The sequence below is a fragment of the Stenotrophomonas sp. YJH_SMC_123 genome (assembly GCF_059368215.1).
Map to the genome: position 1 here is coordinate 37,589 of NZ_JCAFRM010000004.1, position 15,436 is coordinate 53,024.

Annotated in this window: 13 protein-coding genes; 7 read left to right on the forward strand and 6 right to left on the reverse strand. The window is 66.7% G+C overall.

The genetic code is table 11. The features are described 5' to 3' along the window. Nucleotides 1-44 precede the first annotated feature (44 nt). The 6 genes from AC5P5W_RS10765 to AC5P5W_RS10790 form a co-directional block, all read right to left on the reverse strand. A complete protein-coding gene (locus AC5P5W_RS10765) occupies nt 45-368 on the reverse strand; it encodes a hypothetical protein (RefSeq protein WP_014645711.1) in 324 nt (107 codons plus the stop codon). Nucleotides 369-478: 110 nt separating this feature from the next. Further along, nucleotides 479-1,780 (reverse strand): APC family permease, encoded by a 1,302-nt coding sequence (locus AC5P5W_RS10770; RefSeq protein ID WP_197575141.1) that lies wholly within the window; start codon nt 1,778-1,780, stop codon nt 479-481. Continuing rightward, nucleotides 1,777-2,538 carry a L,D-transpeptidase family protein gene (locus tag AC5P5W_RS10775; protein ID WP_049408409.1) on the reverse strand — a complete coding sequence of 254 codons (762 nt, stop codon included), beginning with the start codon at nt 2,536-2,538 and terminating at the stop codon, nt 1,777-1,779. Before AC5P5W_RS10775 ends, AC5P5W_RS10770 begins: the two co-directional genes overlap by 4 nt. A 15-nt stretch (nt 2,539-2,553) precedes the next feature. After that, on the reverse strand, nt 2,554-3,402 hold the full coding sequence (locus AC5P5W_RS10780) for a MurR/RpiR family transcriptional regulator (RefSeq protein WP_032957791.1): 849 nt from the start codon (nt 3,400-3,402) through the stop codon (nt 2,554-2,556). Nucleotides 3,403-3,760: 358 nt separating this feature from the next. Further along, complete coding sequence (locus tag AC5P5W_RS10785) at nt 3,761-4,855, reverse strand: dipeptide epimerase (RefSeq protein WP_014645715.1); 1,095 nt, start codon at nt 4,853-4,855, stop codon at nt 3,761-3,763. Next, entirely contained in the window at nt 4,852-6,291 is a 1,440-nt protein-coding gene (locus AC5P5W_RS10790) for an SH3 domain-containing protein (protein WP_197575143.1), read from the reverse strand. Before AC5P5W_RS10790 ends, AC5P5W_RS10785 begins: the two co-directional genes overlap by 4 nt. Nucleotides 6,292-6,423: 132 nt before the next feature. On the opposite strand from AC5P5W_RS10790, the gene AC5P5W_RS10795 reads away from it, so the two are divergent. The 7 genes from AC5P5W_RS10795 (at nt 6,424) to AC5P5W_RS10825 (ending at nt 15,409) form a co-directional block, all read left to right on the forward strand. Then, nucleotides 6,424-7,896 carry a transglutaminase-like domain-containing protein gene (locus tag AC5P5W_RS10795; protein ID WP_111206363.1) on the forward strand — a complete coding sequence of 491 codons (1,473 nt, stop codon included), beginning with the start codon at nt 6,424-6,426 and terminating at the stop codon, nt 7,894-7,896. 51 nt (nt 7,897-7,947) lie between these two features. Beyond that, complete coding sequence (locus AC5P5W_RS10800; RefSeq protein ID WP_164166856.1) at nt 7,948-10,947, forward strand: TonB-dependent receptor; 3,000 nt, start codon at nt 7,948-7,950, stop codon at nt 10,945-10,947. Continuing rightward, complete coding sequence (locus AC5P5W_RS10805; RefSeq protein WP_197575145.1) at nt 10,935-12,521, forward strand: serine hydrolase; 1,587 nt, start codon at nt 10,935-10,937, stop codon at nt 12,519-12,521. Before AC5P5W_RS10800 ends, AC5P5W_RS10805 begins: the two co-directional genes overlap by 13 nt. Next, on the forward strand, nt 12,454-13,167 hold the full coding sequence (locus AC5P5W_RS10810) for a M15 family metallopeptidase (protein ID WP_232017601.1): 714 nt from the start codon (nt 12,454-12,456) through the stop codon (nt 13,165-13,167). Before AC5P5W_RS10805 ends, AC5P5W_RS10810 begins: the two co-directional genes overlap by 68 nt. A 379-nt stretch (nt 13,168-13,546) precedes the next feature. Continuing rightward, a complete protein-coding gene (locus AC5P5W_RS10815; RefSeq protein WP_046428249.1) occupies nt 13,547-13,918 on the forward strand; it encodes a hypothetical protein in 372 nt (123 codons plus the stop codon). Between the two features lie 232 nt (nt 13,919-14,150). Then, nucleotides 14,151-14,561 (forward strand): EF-hand domain-containing protein, encoded by a 411-nt coding sequence (locus AC5P5W_RS10820; protein ID WP_014035758.1) that lies wholly within the window; start codon nt 14,151-14,153, stop codon nt 14,559-14,561. A 95-nt stretch (nt 14,562-14,656) separates the two neighbouring features. Then, nucleotides 14,657-15,409, forward strand: a complete 753-nt coding sequence (locus AC5P5W_RS10825; protein ID WP_049397778.1) for an HAD family hydrolase — start codon at nt 14,657-14,659, stop codon at nt 15,407-15,409. The last annotated feature ends 27 nt before the right edge of the window (nt 15,410-15,436 follow it).

The window sequence follows — 15,436 nt, forward strand, 5'->3', positions numbered from 1 at the left end:
GAGGTGCGAGAGCCGAGCGTAGGCTCGGCTCTACAGAAGCCTGGCTATCGTGCCAGCCGCGGATCCGCCAGCTGTGCCTCCTCCCAGCCACGACGCACCGCATTGCGTGCCTGCGCCCAGTCCAGGCGGCTGCGGCCGCGTTCGTTGGCCCAGCGTGATTCGAGCTCGGCCTCGACCTGTTCATAGGCGCGGATCATGTCCTGTGCACGCGCGGCGTGGCCGATGCGATAGGCCGGCTCGTAGTCCTCGAAGAACAGCTGGTCGTCGTAGTACGGCTCGGCCGTGTAGCGTTCGCGCCAGTAGTTGCTGATCGCGTCGCGCGGCGTGCTGTCGTCCGGTACGCGGCCGGGGATCTGGTACTCGGTCATGGAAGGCTCCGTTGTGGACGAAGCCCGATCGTGCCTGTGTGGCGGTTAACGGCCCGGTCCGGCAGCGTGATCACCAGATCAATCCGCCGGGTATGGCCCGGCGCTATCAGTCATCCGGCATCGGTATCTTTTCGCGGCAGCGTGTAGATCACCGCGCCGATGGCGAACGCCACCAGCGCAGCAGCGATGTTCTGCCAGCTGGCACTGGCGAACAGCGCCAGGCACAGCAGCAGCGCCAGCACCGGAATCAACGGCCCGCCGGGCAGCTTCAAGGCGCCCGGGCGGTCGGCGTAGCGCTTGGCCAGTACCAGGACTGCTGCGGCAGTGCCGATGTAGGCGAACAGGCGCGTCGTCATCGACAGCAGGGCCAGCTGCACGAACGAACCGGACAGGGCCAGGCCGAGCGCGATCAGGCCCTGGCACAGGATCGACGCGGCCGGGGTGTGGAAGCGTGGATGCACCTGGGCCAGGATCTTCGGGCCGTAGCCATCGCGGGCCAGTGCGAACAGGAAGCGTGGGCCCATCATCATCGTGTTGCTGTTGGTGCCGAGGATGGAGATGGTGGCACCGACGGTCAGGATCAGCGCCAGTGCTTCGCCACCGAAACCGGCGGCGGCATCGGCCAGCGGGGTGGCCGAACTGGACAGGCCGGCCAGCGTTCCCTGCGCCACCACCTGCACCGCGCCGTAGATGACGGTGACGGTGATGATCATGGTGATCAGGGCGAACGGAATATCGCGGCGCGGATTGCGGTACTCGCCGGCGGCGGCCGGGATGTTCTCGAAGCCCGCGTAGGCGTAAAGCAGCAGCAAGGCGGCTTCGCCCATGCGCTGCAGGTCATGCGGGTCCGGGCGTTGGCCGGAGAAGGCCAGCTGTGGGTCGATGTGGAACGCACCGATGGCCACGAACAGCAGCAGCGGCAGCATCTTGCCGATCACCAGTACCACGCCGGTGCGCGCGGCCGAGCGCACGCCGATGATGTTGATGCCGGTGAGGAAGCCCAGCGATACCACGATCACCGCGATGCGGCCCAGGCCGGCACCGGCCCACGGCCAGAAACGCGCAACCGCGTCGGCCAGCGCGTTGCTGAGCGCAGCGGCCGAGCTGATGCGGGTCAGCCAGATCATCCAGCCGATCTCGAAACCGGCGAAGCGCCCGAACGCCTCGCGTGCATACAGGTAGCTGCCGCCGGGTTCATCGAAGTAGCTGGCGGCCTGCGCATAGCACAGCACCAGCAAGGCCACGACGATGCCGGCGGCGACCACGCCCCACAGGCTGAAGGGGCCGAGCAGGGCGACGGTGGCGGCCGGCAGCAGGTAGATGCCGCTGCCGATCACATCGTTGATCGACAGGCCGACGATCTGCCAGCGGCTGACCGCGCGTTGCAGCTGCGGTTCGTCCTGCGTGCTCAACGGACGTCTCCGGCCAGCGCGGGCAGTTGCCACTGCGCCTGCAGGCGCTTGTACTCCGCGCGCGGCAGGAGCACGAAACGCGGCGCGTCCTGCGGCCGCAGCCAGTCCAGCAGTGCCTGCATGCGTTCCTGCGGCATGGCCGTGCAGCCGGCGGTGGCCTCGCCGGGCTGGCGCCACAGATGGGCGAAGATGCAGCTGCCCTTGCCGGGCTGGTTGTCCGGGTTGTGGGCGATGACGAAGCCTTCCCGGTAGCGCACGTCGCCCTTGTTGTGCAGGTCCAGCCGCATCGGCTCGGTGGAGCCCTTGACCGCTGCATTGCCGACCTTCTTTTCATCGACGATGCGGTTGTAGAACGGCGAACCGGGCACGTCCATGCAGTAGCTGCTGTCCAGCATCGGCTGGTAGGGCATGGCAGTGCCGCGGCGGGTGACGGCATAGCCGAACGCACTGCCGAGCGCGAATATGCCGGCCGGGCTGCGGCCATCGCCTTCCTGCTTCTGCGGGCCATCGGCCTGCGCCGGATGCAGGCCCAGGCCCCAGGCGCTGCCGGTGCGGCCAAGCGCCACCGGGAACGCCTGGCCATGCGGGTGCCAGCCCTGGCCGTCGCGCACATAGGCCTGCAGTTGCCCCTGGGTGCTGTCCCAGCCTTCGCTGGTGACCACGATCAGCTGGCGCGCGCCATCCAGCGGCGCCGCGTGAACGGACACCGCCGCGGCGAGCAGCAGTGCAGTGGTGGCAAGGCGGACCAGCGATCTCATCAACATGCGCTCCGGTCAGGAATCCAGCAGGTGGTCGATCCGCTCCAGGTTCACCGCAAGCTGCTGCTGGCGATCCGGATTGGTGTGGCAGAGCAGCACGAACAGGAAATCGAGCAGGGCGTGCATGGCGCTACGGTACAGCAGCTGCGCGACCTGTGGCGTGCGGTCGTGCGCGCAGACCGCCAGTGCCGCATCCGCATGCGCGCGCAGCGGGTTGGCGGTGTGGCGGGTGATGGAAATCACCTTGCCACCCATGTCCTGGAACTGCCGCGACAACTGTGAAAGCTGGGGCAGGTTGCCGAACTCGGAGAACATCAGCAGCGCATCGCCGGGGCGTGCGGCCGAGAGGTTGGCCAGCATCAGGATCGGATCGGTATGCGGCACCACCAGCAGTCCGAGCAGCGACAGCCGCATGGCGAACTCGCGGGCGAACAGGCCGTCGTCACCCAGGCCGTAGACGAACAGTTTGGGCGCACCGTCGAGCAGCTGCACGATGCGCTCGATCTCCCCGCGTGGATTGGCCTGGCGTGTTTCCTCCTCGGCCTGCGCCTTGCTGCGGCGCAGGGCCTCGCCCAGGCGCAGGTAGTCATCGCCGCTGTCGGGTTCGTCGGGCGCCTGCTGCGGATCGGCACCTGCGCGGGCCACATCTTGGCCGATGGAGTACTTCAGATCCGGGTAGCCCTTGAAGCCAAGCTTCTGGCTGAACTTCACCACGCTGGACTGGCTGATGCCGAGCGCGCTGGCCAGCTGCTGGGAGGAGTAGTCGCGCAGCAGGTGGGCGTTGTCGAGGATGAAGTCGGCGATGCGGCGCTCGATGGCCGACATCTGCCCACGCTCGGTGCGGATCTTCAGCAGGGGCGGCATGCGGGGTGTCCGGGCATGTGTAGGCGCGTTGCGGTTGGCAGCTTAGAGCGTGTCATGGAATGGGTCGGATGGGTTCCAGCCGCGAAGAGATTACGGAGTGCAGTTGTTGCCTTTGACGTTGAGTCCGCCTTCAAGCGAGCCGAGCACCGCAGGTCCGGCGAGGGCGAAGAGGCGCGGGTGTCTGAGCGCAGCGAGTTCCCGCGCCGTCCCTCGACGGGCCGAGGAGCGCAGGGAACCGGTGCGTAGCACCGGCTCGCGGCCGGCGGAGCGTTTCTTTTGGTTACTTTTCTTTTCGCGAAAAGAAAAGTAACGCGCGACCCAACGTCAGTGGCACGCAACGTCAGCCGCAAGGCAGAAATCAACCCAGCATCTCCAGCCCGCGCACTTCGGTGATGCCCAGCCCCGGCACGTCGCTGATGCTGATCTCCGATTCGTTGAAATGCACGCCGCCGCTGACCGGATCGAACTGGCCCAGCGAGGGGCCGTCCAGATCGACCTTGGTGATCACATCGCTCTTGGCCACGGCCAGGTGCACGGCGGCGGCCACGCTGATGCTCGATTCGATCATGCAGCCGATCATGCACGGCACGCCGTAGATGCCGGCAATGTCGGCGATGCGGATCGCGTTGGACAGGCCGCCGGTCTTCATCAGCTTGATGTTGATGATGTCGGCCGCGCGCTGCTGGATCAGGTCCATCACCTGGCTCGGGCTGAACACGCTCTCGTCGGCCATCACCGGCGTGTTGACGCGGTCGGTGACGTACTTCAGGCCGCTGATGTCGGCCGCTTTCACCGGCTGCTCCAGCAGTTCAAGCACCACGCCGGCGTCTTCCAGGGTACGCATCGCATGCACTGCCTGCTTGGCGGTCCAGCCCTGGTTGGCGTCCAGGCGCAGCAGGGCGCGGCCTTCCACGGCGGCATGGATCGCCTTGACCCGTTCGATGTCCAGGCCAATGTCCTTGCCGACCTTGATCTTCAGCGACTCGAAGCCGCGTTCGATTGCCGACAGCGAGTCGGCCACCATCTTGTCGATGTAGTCCACGCTGATGGTGATGTCGGTGGTGATCACCGGGTCGCCGCCACCGAGCATCTGGTACAGCGGGGCGCCGTGCAGCTGCGCCCACAGGTCGTACAGCGCGATCTCCACCGCCGCCTTGGCGCTGGTGTTGCGCTCCATCGCGGTCTGCACCAGCGTGCACAGGTGGTTGAGGTTGACCACGTCCTGGCCGATCAGGCGCGGGGCAATGAAGTGGCGGATCGCTTCGATGATCGAGCCGTGCGTATCGCCGGTGATCACGGCGGTGGCTGGGGCTTCACCATAGCCGGTGTTGCCGGTGTCGGTGCGGATCAGCACCACCACGTCTTCCACGGTTTCCACCGTGCGCAGGGCGGTCTTGAACGGTGTCTTCAACGGCACGCGCAGCATGCCCAGTTCGATGGCGGTGATCTTCATTCAGGAGTCTTGGCCCGCAGGCGCTGGATGTTGGTGATGCGGTCGATGTAGCGGACGGTATCGCTGGCCATCATCGGCTCCAGCGGCGTGACCGAAACACCATTGAGATGGGCCTGCACGCGCGTGCCGTCGGCACCGAACCAGCTGCCGCCCGCCGTATCGTGGATCACCCACGTACGACCGTCGACGTGGCCGATGGCCATCATCACGTGGCCGGGGATGTAGACCAGATCGCCGACCTTCAGGTCGGTGACGGCACGGTCGCGCAGTGCCTTGCCGTCCTTGCCGGTGAACGGCAGGCGATCCAGCGCCGGGCTGACCGCCTGTGCACTGGTATTGCGTGGCAGCAGCACGCCGAAGCTGCGGTAGATCTCGGAGACGAAACCGCTGCAGTCGCGGGAGTCGTAGTCGTGGCCCCAACCGTAGCGCTCGCCGAGGAACTTGAAGGCCTGCTGCAGCAACAGGCGCGGGGTCAGGGCCAGGTAGTCGGCGGCGGTGTCCTGCGAGCGCGGCAGCAGGGCCGGTACCAGTTTCAGGCGACCATCTGCCTCGCGTACCGGCAGCTGCACCACCCACGATGCGTGCGCCTGCTGGCCGTTCACCGGTTCTGACGCGGGCCAGTCGGCCAGCACCGGCAGGCGCACGCCCATGTCCAGCTGCAGGCGCGAGACACGCGGTTCTTCCGGGGTGTAGGCGGTCTGCGCGGTGGCACCGGTGATGATCCGGTAGGGTCCCTTCGCGCCGTAGCCGAGCACCGTGGCCTTGTCGCCGCTGGCGATGGCGTCGGCTTCGATCCACGCGCTGTAGCGCTCGCTGTGCACGAACAGCCAGCGGCCGTCGGCACTGCGGTGGACCACGGCGACCTTGTCGCCGGGGAACAGTGCCGATTCCTGGAAGCGGTCGATGTCGGTGTCACCGACGGTACTGAAGACGCGCTCGCGGGTGGGGAAGGTGCGCAGTGCGGCACGCTTCACCACCAGCCCGTAGGCCGGTGCCACCTGGGCGGGAATCGCATCAAGGCCGAGGTTGGCTTCGATCGCGCTGCGCAGGGCCGGCGCGATGGGCGTGCCCTTGTCGCTGTAGAGGGTGCGCGTGGGCCAGCTCGACAGCGCGGTGATGCTGGCACGCACCGTCGCCGCATCAAGCTGGGCTGGCAGCGCCGCGATGTCGCGGATATGGCTGTCCTGCGCCCGCATCCGTGCGTTCTGCGCCTCGATCTGCGCGCGATCCAGGATCGGCGCATCGGCGTTGTCCAGACGCGCCGCCCAGTACTGCGGCGTCAGGTAGGCCTCGTGCAGGCCGATCACATAGGGCAGCGGTGCGCCGGGATCGGGCGCCGGGGCGGCCTGTGCAAAGGCCGGTGCGGCCAGCAGGCACAGGGCCAGGGTCAAGCGGCGCGGCCAATGCCGGTGCCGTTCGCGGGAAGCCAGGCTCATGCGGTGCACACCCTCCTCGAATGCCTTGTGGAATATTTATTCCTTTCGGCATCGAAAGCAAGAATAAATTATTGACCGGCATCCCGGCCCGTGTTACACAGCCGTTACCACCCGCGCTGGGGAAGTGTCGCTGTGGATCCTGCCATTCGCAAACCGCGTCTGCCTGCTGCTGCCGGCCTGTGTGCCGCGCTGCTGCTGTGGGTGTCGGTCACGCAGGCGGCAGACGGGCGCAGCAGCCAGCAGCGTGCGCGCCAGGCGCAGGTGATCGACCTGATCGACGGCGGCCGCTTCAGCGACGCCGATGCGTTGCTGGCGACAGGGAGCGATGCTGCCGAAGGCGCGTTCCAGCGTGAGCGCATGCGCCGCATCCGCCTGGATCTTTCCCTCGACGAAACCGCCGCCAAGTCTGCCGTGCGCCGCTGGATTCCCGACCTGACCGACGAGGAATTCGCGCGCTGGGACCAGCTTGGCCTGATCGAGCATCTCGATATCGATGGCGAGCGTTGGTACTTCAAGCGCGCACCGTCGAACCTGTTCCTGCTCAGCGACGAAGCACGCGCACGCCGCCGTGCGGATGCACCGATGCCGCCTCCAGGGCCCAACGAAGTGCTCAACGCGCACCACACGCGCGTGGTCGCCGCGGCCGAACAGAGTGGCCGGGCGTCGGTGCTGCCGCAGCGTATCGAATTCACCCAATCGCTCACGGTGAAGGCCGATGCCGTGCCGGCCGGCGAAACCGTGCGTGCCTGGATTCCGTACCCACGCGAGATCCCCGGCCAGCAGGAGCAGGTGCAGTGGCTGGGCAGCAGCCCAGGCAAGGCGCGGGTGGCACCGGCCAGCACCTTGCAACGCACGGCCTATCTGGAGGCCAAAGCGGTGGCCGGGCAGCCGACCCGCTTCGAGATCCGCTACGCGGTCACGATCTTCGCCCGGCACACCGCGATCGACCCGGCCGTGGTGCAACCGACCCCGGCCGATACGGCGTTGAAGCCGTATCTGGCCGAGCAGCTGCCGCATGTGCGCTTCACCCCTGCGTTGAAGCTGTTCTCCGACCAGGTGCTGCAGGGCGAGACGCGCCCATATGAAGTGGTGCGCAAGCTGTTTGCTGCGGTCGACCGTATTCCCTGGGCCGGTGCGCGCGAATATTCCACGCTCAGCAACATCAGCGATTACGCGCTGCGTTCCGGCCATGCCGATTGCGGGCAGCAGACCCTGCTGCTGATCGCGCTGCTGCGCCTGAATGGCATTCCCGCGCGCTGGCAGTCGGGCATGGTGTTCTCCGACGATGGCAGTGGCTACAACAACCTGCATGACTGGGGACAGGTCTACCTGGCGCCGTATGGCTGGCTGCCGATGGACGTGACCACCGGCGCACTGGCCAGCGATGTGCCGGCCCTGCGCAACTTCTACCTGGGTGGCCTCGATGGCTACCGCATCGCCTTCAACGATGATTTCGGCCAGCCCCTCGTGCCGGCCAAGCAGCACTTCCGCTCGGAAACGGTCGACTCGCAGCGCGGCGAGGCCGAGTGGGCAGGCGGCAACCTGTACTTCGACCAATGGAGCTACGACTTCCAGTGGCGGGTACTGCCAGCCAGGCAACGCTAGCGCGACACATCGCATTCCACACCATTCAATTCTTGCAGGAGAGAGCAGGGGATGAAGGCTTACAGCATCAAGCGGGCGGCGTTGTGCGTCGCTCTCGGGGCGTGTCTGGGCGTGATCGCGCCCAGCGCATTCGCACAGGATGGTTCAGTGGTCGGCCGGCTGGTCAGCGATGCCGGCCAGGTACCGGCCGGTGCCACGGTGACCGTACGCAACCCGGCAACGGGCTTCGTGCGCTCCGTGCAGGCCGAAGCCAACGGCAGCTACCGCATTCCGCTGCTGCCGGTCGGCACCTATGAGATGGAGGTGAGCCTGCCGGGTGGAGGCGCCAGCCGTGTCGGCCAGGTGACGGTCAGTCTCGGCAGCGCGACCACGGTGAACGTGCCGCTGGGTGCGGTCAGTACCCTGGGCACGGTCGAAGTGCGGGCGCCGCAGGTGGTGTCGATGGTGGATGTGAAGTCCACCGAGTCGGCCACCAACATCACCCGCGAGGAGCTGTCGCGCCTGCCAGTGGACCGTGACATCACCGCGGTGGCGCTGCTCGCGCCGGGCGCGGTGAAGGGCAAGGGGTCGCTGGGCGGGCAGGGCATTTCCTTCGGCGGTTCGTCGGTGGCCGAGAACACCGTCTACATCAATGGCCTGAACGTCACCGACTTCTACAACCGGGTCGGCTTCTCGTCGGTGCCGTTCTCGTTCTACCAGGAATTCCAGGTCAAGACGGGCGGCTACTCGGTGGAGTTCGGACGCAGCACCGGCGGCGTCATCAATGCGGTGACCCGCTCGGGCAGCAACGATTTCAAGGCCGGTGCCGAACTGGTGTTCGAGCCGCGCGCGTGGCAGTCGCAGGCACGCGACCGCTACGACGGCAGCGGCAGCCGCTACATCACCGCCAGCCGCGACGACTACAGCCGCAGCGCGCTGAATGTGTTCGCTTCCGGTGCGCTGGTGCAGGACCGCCTGTTCTTCTTCGGCATGTACGAGGCGCGCGACTACCGTCCCACCTCGACCAATGATGCCGGCACGCGCCTGAGCCAGGGCAAGGCCGATGATCCGTTCTGGGGCGGCAAGATCGATTGGCAGATCACCGACAACCAGATGCTGTCGCTGTTCGGCTTCTCGGACAAGAGCAAGACCCTCACCGACGTCTACGCCTACGACTACGCCACGGGGCAGACCGTGGGCGAGCGCAGCAACCAGATCTACAACACGGTGGGTGGCAAGAACTGGTCCGGTACCTACAGCTGGCAGGTCAACAACGACCTGACCATGAAGCTGATGTACGGCGAGAACAAGCGCAACCGTGTGCAGAGCTCGTTGATGGACCAGAACTGCAACCGCGTGTTCGACAACCGCACGGCCGGCCAGGGCGTGCCGCCGTCGCTGCAGGGCGACCGCAGCTGCACCAGCAGCTCGCAGCTGGAGTCGGCGCTGGACACGCGCAAGGCCGCGCGCGCGGACTTCGAATGGACGTTGGGCAACCACCTGCTGCGGTTCGGCCTGGATCGGGAAGAGAACACCTCCGATTACAGCCGCGCCTATCCGGGCCCGGGCGGCTTCCGCTACGACATCTACTACCGCACTCCCGGCAGCTCGCTGAACGGTGGCGTGGTGCCGGCCAGCGGCGTGGTCGTGCGCACCCGTCGCTATGAAGTGGACGGGGCCTTCGAGACGATCAACTCGGCCTACTACCTGGAAGACAACTGGCAGGTGACGCCGAATCTGCTGCTGAACATGGGCCTGCGCCTGGAAGCCTTCGACAACAAGGGCGGCGACGGCAGCAGCTACATCAAGATCGACGACATGCTGGCCCCGCGCCTGGGCTTCTCCTGGGACGTGCGCGGCGATGGCACGACCAAGGTGTTCGGCAACCTGGGCCGATACTTCCTGCCGGTGGCCAACGTCATCAACATCAAGCAGGCCGGTGGTTTCCTCGACGAGCGCACCTGGTACGAGTTCCTCGGCTACACCGGCGCAGCCAACAACATCCCCAACCTGGGCGCGCAGATCGGCCCGGTGGACAACTCGCAGGGCGACGGCAGCGTGCCGGACCTGCGCGCGGAAGTGAACCGGGACATGGACCCGGTCTACCAGGATGAAGCGATCCTGGGCTTCCAGCAGATGATCAACGAGGCCTGGTCGGTAGGCGCCAGCGTGACCTACCGGCGCCTGCACAATGCCATCGATGACATGAACATCACCGCGACCGGCCAGTGTGGTGCCATCGACGGCGTGTGGATCATGGGCAACCCGGGGCGCACCAACACCGTGTGGGGTGACACCGACTGCGACGGCCGCAACGATGGCTGGATCAGCATCGACACCTCGAAGGAAGGTTGGGCGCTGTATGACGACAACGGCAATTATGTCGGCCAGCGCGGCTGGGTGAAGCCCAAGCGTGACTACAAGGCGCTGGAACTGCAGGTCGACCGCGCGTGGGACGGCAAGTGGGGCTTCAACGCCTCCTACACCCTTGCATACGGTCGCGGCAACGCAGAGGGCCCGGTCAACTCCGATACCGACTTCGCCGATGCAGGGCGCACCGAGAACTTCGACAATCCGTGGGTGAACTACGGGGGCTATGGCTACCTGGCCAATGATCGCCGCCACCAGTTCAAGTTCCGAGGCAGCTACGCGCTGACCGAGAACCTGAGCGTGGCCGCCACCCTGGGCGTGCAGTCGGGCAGCCCGATTACCCGCTTCGGCGCCGGCAATCCGTTCGACGACACCGACTTCCACAGCTACTACGTGTGCGTGTCCAACTGCCAGGCGACGGTTCCATCCCAGCGCGTGTTCGTGCATTCGCCACGCGGTGGCGATGGCCGCACGCCCTGGACCTATGACCTGGACGTGAGCGTCTCGTACAAGGTACCGATTCCCACCGATCTGCGCCTGAAGCTGGCGGTGTACAACGTGCTCAACCAGCAGCGCGTGGTGACCGTGGACCAGGACTACGAGCCGCAGGACAGCATCGGCACGCCGAACCCGCTGTACCGCTACGGCACCGGCTTCCAGTCACCGCGCTATGCGCAGTTGACCGTGACATGGGCCTACTGAAGCCCGCACGGCAGGCTCGAAACTGTGTCTGCGCGGCGGCGCTGGCGGTGTTCCCGTTTGCGGTGGCACAGACCACCGCGACCGCCTCCCTCGATGCCGATGTCGCTGCCGTCGTCCAGCTCGAGCACCTGCCCGGGCTGGCGATGGCGGTGGTCGACAACGGGCAGGTGGTCTATCGCCACGCCGAGGGCGCGCGTGGCGATGGCGGCCGCATCGACGAGGACACGTTGTTCAAGATCGCCTCCAACAGCAAGGCGATGACTGCTGCACTGCTGGCGCGGCTGGTGCAGCAGGGCAGGCTGCGCTGGGATGATCCGGTGCAGCGGCATCTGCCGGGCTTCCGCATGCACGATGCGTGGGTGGGCCAGCAGATGCAGGTGCGCGACCTGCTGATCCACAACAGCGGCCTGGGCCTGGGCGCCGGGGACCTGATGCTGTGGCCGGAGCCGAACGCGTTCACCCGTGCCGACATCATCGCCGCATTGGCGCATCTCAAGCCGGTCAGCAGCTTCCGCAGTCACTATGCCTACGACAACCTGATGTACGTGGTGGCCGGTGAAGTGGCCGCTGCGGCGGGCGGCAAGCCGTATGACCAGCTGATGCGCGAGCAGGTGTTCGAACCACTGGGCATGACGCGCTGCCAGGTGGGGGCGTGGTCGGTGAAACGCGTGGGCAACGTAGCGCAGCCGCATGCCTGGCGTGGCGAACGCAATGAAGTGGTGAACGCCGATGGTGGAACCAGCCCGGACCTGCCGTCGATGGCGGCCGGCGGCATCCGTTGTTCGTTGCGCGACATGACGCGCTGGATGCAGGTGCTGCTCGATCCCACCCTGGCGCCCGGCTGGCTGGACACGGAGCAGCGCCGCACGCTGTGGACCCTGCACATGCCGATGCCGCTGGGTGAACGCCAGCGGCGCTGGGACAACGCGCACTTCTACGGCTACGGCTATGGCTGGCGCGTGTCCGACATGGACGGCCAGTGGAAAGTGGCGCACACCGGCACGCTGTCAGGCATGTATTCATCGCTGGCGCTGCTGCCTGACCGGAAGGTGGGCGTGGTGATGCTGATCAACGGCGAAGGCGAGGACGCACGCATGGCCCTGATGCAGGCCGCGCTGAAGCGCTTCACCGCAGCGGACGATGCGCGTCCGGCGATGGAATACCTGGCCGAACTGAAGGCTGACCAGGCAACGCGGGCCGCGACCGGCCATTCGCGGCCATCCACCGCGGCGGCGCAGGAGACGAGCCGCACGGACCTGTCCCGCTGGCAGGGCCGCTACCGCGATCCGTGGCTGGGCGCGGCCTCGCTCTGCCCGGGCAAGGACGGCCTGCGTTTCAGCGTGGACAAGTCGCCCCGGCTGCAGGCCACGGTGCTGCAGCTGCAGGGGCGCTGGCTGCTGCGCTGGGATACGCTGGGCGACGAGGCGCAGGCGTGGCTGCAGCCAGGCGAAGGCCCGGCACCGACGCTGGACCTGCGCGCCATCGACCCGGACATCGACTTCAGCTATGACTTCCAGGATCTGCACTTCACTCGTACTGGCGACTGCGCTGGCGGCGACCACCAGCGCCGCTGAGCCACCGCGCGTTTCACCGGCAACCGACGCGGCCAGCGCCGGACTGGTGGAGATCCGCACGTTGTCGCCGCGCATCGACCTGGATATCCGCTATGCCGGTGCCAACAACTTCACCGGTGCGCGCGTGCCCGGCTACGAGGCGCCATCGTGTTATCTGCTGGCGCCGGTGGCGAAGGCGCTGGCACAGGTGGAACAGGACCTGCGCGGCGATGGCTTCGGCCTGCGGCTCTACGACTGCTACCGGCCGGTGCGTTCGGTGCAGGCCTTCATGGCCTGGGTGAACGATCCGCGCGAGCGCTCGCGCAAGGCACAGCAGTACCCGGACCTGGACAAACCACGGTTGCTGGCCGACGGCTACATCGCCGAGCGCTCTGGCCATAGTCGTGGCGCCACGGTTGATCTGGGCCTGCTGGATTGCCGCAGCGGTGCATGCACGCCGCTGGACATGGCCACCGACTTCGATTTCTTCGGTCCACGCGCGCATACGCAGGCAAGCGGATTGAGCGATGCGCAACAGGCCAATCGCCAGCAACTGGTGCGCGCGATGGCGCGGCGGGGCTTCGTCAACTATCCGCAGGAGTGGTGGCACTACACCCTGCAGCCCGAACCGGATCCCGGCACCGCGTACGATGTCCCGGTACGGTAGGGGCATCGGCAGGGCTGCGCCCCGCCCCCGCGGTAGTGCCGGCCGCTGGCCGGCAACATCAGACGCAACAGCAACAGTGTGCGTTCCGTGGGTTGGCGGGGCGGGTCCGGTTTCGGGGGACGCTGCAAGTACGTCCATGTAAGCTCGGTCGCCGCATCCATGCGGCTGACACCCCGCATTCCGGCACCGCCCCGCCTCTGACAGTTTCCCGCGTGGTCCGTTGTAGAGCCGAGCCCATGCTCGGCTGCTCCTTGTTCAATCGTCGAGATATTCGATTTGGATGGAGATTCATCCACGCATGGCGTGGATCCACTGTGGCTGCCGATTGGGTCCGGCGCAGATCCCTTACACTGGCCGCCTCTTCATCCCTGCCCACCCGATGAACCTTCCCCTGCACTTCGGCCTGCTCGGCACCCTGGAAGCCGGCGCCATCGCCCTGCTGGTCGGGCTGCTGGTGTACTTCGTGTGGTCGCGGCTGTGCCGGCTGCTGCACTGGTCGGTGGGGCATGCGATCGGCTGGTCCTGCGTCATCTCGGTGGTGGCCTCCGCTGGCATCGATGCGTGGAAGCTGTTCTACATGGGTATCGTGCGACTGGAGTCGCCGCTGTACGCGCGCCTGTTCCTGGCCACCATCCACGATCCGAACGAGCTCGGCAGCCGTGTCGTGCTGGAAATCGCCGGCGCGCTCGCCGGTGTCGCCTTGGGATGGGTGTTGTTCAGTTCGCGGTCATTGGAAAAAACCGTCGACTGACGCAGGTTTTTCGTTGCCTGCCGGTTAAATGCAGAGGCGTTGAATGCGCATCTTATGAGCCGCTCACTCCTCGCTAACCAGCGCGCTAAAGCATGCGTGGATGCGAGTGGTTAATCGTGCGTGTGGAGGCCGGTCGCGGCCCAAAATCGATTCAGAAACGCGGTGGCAGGGTAGGTGCCGTGCGGAAACAACAGGCCGCGCAACACCACCCAATATGCAGGAGACACCCCTGATGACTATTCGCAACCGCAAGCCCCTGATCGCCCTGATCGTCGCCGCTGGCAGCGTGCTGGCCATACCGGCGATGGCCCAGTCGGCCAAGCAGCAGGCCGCTCATGCGCAGAATGAAGCGGCGCAGGCCCAGCAGGCGGCAGCACAGGCCGGGCAGGCGGCTGACCAGGCGACCGATGCGGCCGCAGCGGCCTCGGCGCAGGCCAACGGTGGTGGCCAGACCTGGGCCAGCATCGATACCGATGGCAACGGCACCATCAGCAAGACCGAGGCGCAGGTGAACGCCGGCCTGGCCCAGGTGTTCGACCAGGCCGATACCAACAAGGACGGCGAGCTGAGCGCCGACGAGTACAAGGCCTACGTGGCCGCGCAGCAGGCCGGTGCGGGTGCCGGCGCGGCGCAGGGCCGCTGATCCAGACCTGATTCGGGAAGACCGGTGCATGGGGACCCGGGCGGCTGCGGCCGCCCGGGTTTTTCTCGTCATCGCCACCCCTGTATCCTTGGCCGATGAACACGTCCACGCCTGCGCCGTCGCGCGCCATCGGCCTGGTCGGTTTTGACGGTGACGACACGCTGTGGAAGAGCGAGGACTACTACCGCAAGGCCGAGCAGGATTACCTTGACCTGCTGTCGCGCTATGTCGACGTGCACGACACCCAGACCGCGCGCCACCTGCTGGAAGTTCAGCAGCGCCACCTGGGTACCTTCGGCTACGGCGTGAAGAGCATGACCCTATCGATGATCGAAGCGGCCATCGACATCACCGGCCAGCGCATCGAGGCCAAGGACATCCAGCGCATTCTGGATATCGGCCACGATACCCTGCGCCACCCGGTGGAACTGATCGACGGTGTGCGCGAAGCGGTGGCGGCCATCGCCGAGCACTACCCGGTAGTGCTGATCACCAAGGGCGATCTGTTCCACCAGGAAGCGAAGATCAAGGTCGCCAACCTGGCCGAGCTGTTCCCGCGCATCGAGATCGTTTCCGAGAAGGACCCGGAAACCTACGCCCGCGTGCTGGCCGAATTCGACCTGCCGATGCAGCGCTTCGTGATGGTCGGCAACTCGCTGCGCTCGGACATCGAGCCGGTGGTGACCCTGGGTGGCTGGGGCGTGCATACCCCGTACGCGGTGACCTGGGCCCATGAGACCCAGCACGGCGTGGCCGACGACGAACCGCGCATGGTCACCGCCGATACCGCCCACGACTGGCCGGCCGCACTGGCGGCGATCGAGGCCAAGGCCGCTGCGGCGGCCTGACAGGGCCCGGCAGCTGCGGCAGAATCG

Excerpts from the sequence above, each read along its gene's own strand:
- AC5P5W_RS10815 (WP_046428249.1), top strand. The coding sequence starts at position 13,547 with ATGAACCTTCCCCTGCACTTCGGCCTGCTCGGCACCCTGGAAGCCGGC.
- AC5P5W_RS10780 (WP_032957791.1), bottom strand. The coding sequence starts at position 3,402 with ATGCCGCCCCTGCTGAAGATCCGCACCGAGCGTGGGCAGATGTCGGCC.
- AC5P5W_RS10820 (WP_014035758.1), top strand. The coding sequence starts at position 14,151 with ATGACTATTCGCAACCGCAAGCCCCTGATCGCCCTGATCGTCGCCGCT.
- AC5P5W_RS10810 (WP_232017601.1), top strand. The coding sequence starts at position 12,454 with ATGACTTCCAGGATCTGCACTTCACTCGTACTGGCGACTGCGCTGGCG.
- AC5P5W_RS10790 (WP_197575143.1), bottom strand. The coding sequence starts at position 6,291 with ATGAGCCTGGCTTCCCGCGAACGGCACCGGCATTGGCCGCGCCGCTTG.
- AC5P5W_RS10800 (WP_164166856.1), top strand. The coding sequence starts at position 7,948 with ATGAAGGCTTACAGCATCAAGCGGGCGGCGTTGTGCGTCGCTCTCGGG.
- AC5P5W_RS10805 (WP_197575145.1), top strand. The coding sequence starts at position 10,935 with ATGGGCCTACTGAAGCCCGCACGGCAGGCTCGAAACTGTGTCTGCGCG.
- AC5P5W_RS10785 (WP_014645715.1), bottom strand. The coding sequence starts at position 4,855 with ATGAAGATCACCGCCATCGAACTGGGCATGCTGCGCGTGCCGTTGAAG.
- AC5P5W_RS10765 (WP_014645711.1), bottom strand. The coding sequence starts at position 368 with ATGACCGAGTACCAGATCCCCGGCCGCGTACCGGACGACAGCACGCCG.
- AC5P5W_RS10775 (WP_049408409.1), bottom strand. The coding sequence starts at position 2,538 with ATGAGATCGCTGGTCCGCCTTGCCACCACTGCACTGCTGCTCGCCGCG.
- AC5P5W_RS10825 (WP_049397778.1), top strand. The coding sequence starts at position 14,657 with ATGAACACGTCCACGCCTGCGCCGTCGCGCGCCATCGGCCTGGTCGGT.